At 56.3% G+C, this 4,745-nt stretch carries 3 protein-coding genes; 1 reads left to right on the forward strand and 2 read right to left on the reverse strand.

What is annotated here, in order from left to right:
• Positions 1–32: 32 nt before the first annotated feature.
• Positions 33–1,148 (reverse strand): anhydro-N-acetylmuramic acid kinase, encoded by a 1,116-nt coding sequence (locus tag B3Z49_RS19505; protein WP_296993901.1) that lies wholly within the window; start codon positions 1,146–1,148, stop codon positions 33–35.
• A gap of 187 nt (positions 1,149–1,335) precedes the next feature.
• On the opposite strand from B3Z49_RS19505, the gene tyrS reads away from it, so the two are divergent.
• Positions 1,336–2,589: a tyrosine--tRNA ligase gene (gene tyrS, locus B3Z49_RS19510; protein WP_210519584.1), complete on the forward strand. Its 1,254-nt coding sequence runs from the start codon at positions 1,336–1,338 to the stop codon at positions 2,587–2,589.
• A 74-nt stretch (positions 2,590–2,663) separates the two neighbouring features.
• On the opposite strand, the gene B3Z49_RS19515 is transcribed toward tyrS, so the two are convergent.
• Positions 2,664–4,745 (reverse strand): AsmA-like C-terminal domain-containing protein (locus tag B3Z49_RS19515; RefSeq protein ID WP_296993906.1); only part of this gene is annotated, 2,082 nt, incomplete at its 5' end.

The raw sequence follows: 4,745 nt of genomic DNA on the forward strand, positions 1-4,745 counted from the left end.
ACAGGGTTCGTCAGCAGTCTGAGGCCGCCTGATCAGGCGGCCTTTTTTGTTGGATAAAGCTTGCCGCCACAACAGGGCTCAGCCACGCCCGTGGTTCCCGGGAAACTGAGCGGCAAGTCACGCAAGTGGCGCACAGCCAGGAAGCCAAAACATTCAGCCTCGACCGCATCACCATCCCAATCAAGCACGTCAACAGATTGCACCGGCACCCCAAGACGGGTGGCGAGTGTTGCCATGATATAATCGTTGTGCCGCCCGCCACCGCAGACAAACCAGCCTTTGGGCGCAGCTGGCAGATGGTTCACCCCGGCAACGATGGCCGCCACCGTGCAATTGGCAAGCGTTGCCGCCCCATCGGATACATTAAGTTTGGCCTCAACCACCAGCCCGTCAATGCGGGCCGCCATATCTTCGCGGTCCAATGATTTGGGCGGGATGCGGTCAAAATACGGGTCTTCAAGGAATTTGACCTCGACCATCGGGTCACCAGTGCCCGAGGCCGCCGTTGCGCCATTCAAATCAACCGGATTGCCGGTGTGGCGCAGCATCCAGTCATCAATGCGCGCATTGCCCGGCCCGCAATCAAAGGCCAACAGGCCGTCATCCCCATCGATATAGGTAACGTTGGAAACACCACCGATATTCAGAACCGCCACAGGCAGCTCAACACCGGCACTTTTGATCAGGGCGGCGTGATAGACGGGCGCAAGTGGTGCACCCTCCCCGCCAGCGGCGACATCGGCCAATCTGAAATCGGCCACCACCGGGATGCCGGTTTTTTCCGCCAGCATATGCGGCGTTCCGATCTGGCGCGTCAGACCTGATGCCGGTTCATGAAACACGGTCTGGCCATGAAAGCCGATCACACCAATATCGGCGGCCGACATACCGGATTTATCCATCAGCATGTTAACAGCATCAACATGCACCTGTGTCAGATCGTCGGCAACCACGTGTTCGGTGTTGGTCGCACTGCGATTGCCAAAGCAGGCCCGCATACGTTCACGCAATTCCGGCGCATAAGGCACAAAAACCGATTGCCCGGTGCGGCGCACTTCGATGCCATCGGTTTCAATCAGGGCTGCGTCCACCCCGTCAAGGGAGGTGCCACTCATCATGCCGATTGCTGTTATCCAGCCATGTCTCATGTCGTGCTCCGTGCGCGATCGCTGTTGGTTTTGAGCAGCCTAAAAGGAAATTATCGCGAATTCGTTACCCGTATGGCAGATCTGTTCGCCGATGCGTTGCCGAGCGGATGTTTTCTGTGCTAGATCATCGCCTCCGCACAAAATGGCGGATCAAATTTTCTATCACAACCAACATAGCGCAAAAACCATGACTGAACTGAAGTCTGATTTTCTCCGCGTCATGAATGACCGCGGTTACATCCACCAATGTACTGATCTTGAAGGCCTTGATGCCTATGCATCGGAAAATACGGTGGTGTGCTATGTGGGTTATGATTGCACTGCAGATAGCCTGCATGTCGGATCGCTTGTGTCGATCATGATGTTGCGCTGGCTGCAGAAGACCGGCCACAAACCGATCGTCCTGATGGGCGGCGGCACCACCCGCGTTGGGGACCCGACCGGCCGCGATGACGCCCGCCCGGTTCTGACCGATGAAATCATCGAAGCCAACATGGCTGGCATCAAAAAGGTGTTTCAGCAGTTCCTGACGTTTGGCGATGGCCCGACCGATGCGGTCATGGTCAACAATGCCGACTGGCTGGACAAACTAAACTACATCGAATTCCTGCGTGATTTCGGTCGCCACTTCTCGGTCAACCGGATGCTGGCCTTTGACTCGGTCAAGCTGCGTCTGGAACGTGAACAGTCGCTGAGCTTCCTTGAATTCAACTACATGATCTTGCAGGCCTACGACTTTGTCGAACTAAACCGCAACTATGGCTGCACGCTTCAGATGGGCGGATCGGATCAGTGGGGCAACATCGTCAATGGTGTTGAGCTTGGTCGCCGCGTTGATGAGAAATCGCTGTTTGGCCTGACGACCCCGCTGATGACCACCGCATCCGGTGCCAAAATGGGCAAGACTGCGGCCGGGGCAGTTTGGCTGAACGAAGAACGCCTGTCGTCTTATGACTACTACCAGTTCTGGCGGAACACCGAAGATGCCGACGTGATCAAGTTCATGCGTCTGTTCACCGAGATGTCGCTCGATCAGATCGAAGAATACGCCAAGCTTGAAGGATCGCAGATCAACGAAGCCAAGAAAGTTCTGGCATTCGAGGCGGTCAAACTGTGCCGCGGTGAAGAAGCAGCCCTTGCGGCGGCTGAAACGGCGCGCAAGACCTTTGAAGAGGGTGTTCTGGCCGACGATCTCCCGACCGTGGAAATCGCCAAGGCCGATCTTGATGCCGGTATTCCGGCCTTTGATCTTTTCCGCCGTGCCGACCTTGCCAAATCGGGCGGTGATGCACGTCGCCTGATCAAGGGGGGCGGTGCCAAGATCAATGACGAAAAAGTCAGTGACGAAAATGCCAATATCACCGCCGATGCGGTTAACGCAGATGGCGTGATCAAGGTATCTGCAGGCAAGAAACGCCACGTCCTGATCAAGCCGGTCTGATCAAAGAAGACACGCATAAAATCAAAAAGCCCCGCCGATCATCGTGCGGGGCTTTTTTGTGTCTTGTTGCCGACTTAGCCCGGCTCGGCACCGGTGATCAGGTTGCGAAACACGCCAGGCACAAAGGTCGATAGCGGATTGACCGTAATGCTGGGGTCGCTCAGATCGCCTTCCACCGTGTAGGTCGGAGCAAATATGCCACCGCCTTCTTCGCCGACCAGAATATCACCAAGGATCGGAATGGCACCCAGTGCCGAATTCAGCGCGTAAATCGGCACAATTGATCCCGCCAGTCGGATTTCCGATTTGGCCAAATCAATCGACCCGTTGGCGGTTACCCCGACGGCTGCGCCGTTTGCCGCCACCTTTGACAGCGACAGCACATCATTGACATAGGTGAAGTCGCCGTTCATTTCGGTAAAGGCGATGCCATTGCCTTGCAACACATCGCCAAGCCCGGTCAGCGACGCGGCACTGAGCACGCGGGCCGCAATCGGCGCATTGACCACACGGAATTCATTGACCGTGACCTGACCGGTGAAGGGTTGGGCGATATCGCGTTCATCGACCGTGCCTTCAATGGTCAGGCGTCCGCCCAGAAGATTTTCATACATATCAACCGCACGCAGGAAACGCCCGGCATCCTCGCTGGTCATTGTGACCTTGCGGGTCTGGAAGTCTTCGCGGGCGACTTGCACAAACACATTGGCCCGGTCACCAAATGCACCGTTCAAAACAAGACGGTCCCATTCCTGCCCAACCGTATGGATCGATCCGCGCAGATCGGCCAGAAGTTCACCGTTGGCCATAACCATCTGTTCGATATTCAGGAACACTTCGGTGGTGCCGCCGGTTCGCTCGGCACGCTCGCCAATGCCACCGGTATTCGTTTCCGACGCGGCTTTGCCTGCGTCGTCATTGCTTTGTTCGTCATCGACGATCCATGGGGTCGCGATCAATTGACGCGCCGAGATTTCCAGCTCGCGCTTGTCGGTTTCCTGACGCAAGGTGATCTTGCCATCATTTAGCAATGGCTCAGCCCCCTTAAGCAGGAAACCGCCAGCTTCCAGCGTCACAAGATAGCTCTGCTCATCCGGCTCGCCGTCCGCAGGCGCTTCACCGGATGCGTCATCCTCAAGGAAGGGACGCAAATCGAATTGCGCACCCCGCAGATCGACCAGCAATCGATTGCCTTCTTCCATGCGAATGGTGCCAGCAAGATCAATATTTTCGCGAAAACGGGTGTCTTGCAGCTCGACAAACCATTTGTCGGCCATGGCGTTGTCACCGCGCCAGTTGCCACGGCCTGTTGCCTCAAGCGCTGGTGCAATCAGTGAGAAACTGTCAAGCACCCCACCGCCATCAAACATTACGGCAACATCAAACTTCGCCGCAGCATTTGCGCCGGGCTCCTTGCGATATCCCACTTTTTCGATCGGAACCGAAATCGCCGAATTGGTCAAATCAAGGTCACCGACCACACGGACCTGATCAGAGCCGACGCGGATATCCAGCTCCCCCTTCGCCATCCCGTTCAGGTACGGGCCGGGATCAAGTTCGATATCGGGCAACACGGCGAGGTCAAGATCGCCCGACAGTTTATAGCGGCTTCGGACCTCAGCCTCTTGCGCAAAGGTTTCGACCCAGTTGATGTTGGTTTTGCCGTTGCCAATCGTGGCCGTGCCGCCAAGTTCAAGCCCCTTGGTGTTGACCTGTAATTCAAAGCTGCCCGCGGTGACATCCATGCCGCGAAAGGCACCAACGATCCCGGCCTTTTCAATCCGCGAGGCGGCTGCGACATCAACATCGTCAAACGTCACATCGCGAAGCAACGGGAAATGCAGGCGCACACGGGTTGCCTGTTCACCGCTGATCTGGGCCGGGTCGATGCCAAGCCGCGTGGCAAAGCCAAGTGGTTTTGCCTCAATCAGTTCCAGCGCCTTGCGCGCACTGCCCTGTGCGACGATTTCGATATCGGCATAGGGGGTCGGTTCATCAAGTTTAGTGAAAATGATGCTGGCATCAGTTACCTGAATGCCATCGGCCTCGCCGGTATTTACAAAGATGCTGAAACTGGTTTCATCAAATTCGGCACGCCCGGCGGAATTATGCACTTCCGGCATTTCACCAAGATAATGCACGGTCACACCCGACAT

It is taken from the genome of Thalassospira sp. UBA1131, assembly GCF_002311515.1.
Classification (GTDB): domain Bacteria; phylum Pseudomonadota; class Alphaproteobacteria; order Rhodospirillales; family Thalassospiraceae; genus Thalassospira.

Bases quoted from the DNA above. Each gene is read 5' to 3' on its own strand.
- B3Z49_RS19505 (WP_296993901.1), bottom strand. From the start codon at position 1,148: ATGAGACATGGCTGGATAACAGCAATCGGCATGATGAGTGGCACCTCC.
- tyrS (WP_210519584.1), top strand. From the start codon at position 1,336: ATGACTGAACTGAAGTCTGATTTTCTCCGCGTCATGAATGACCGCGGT.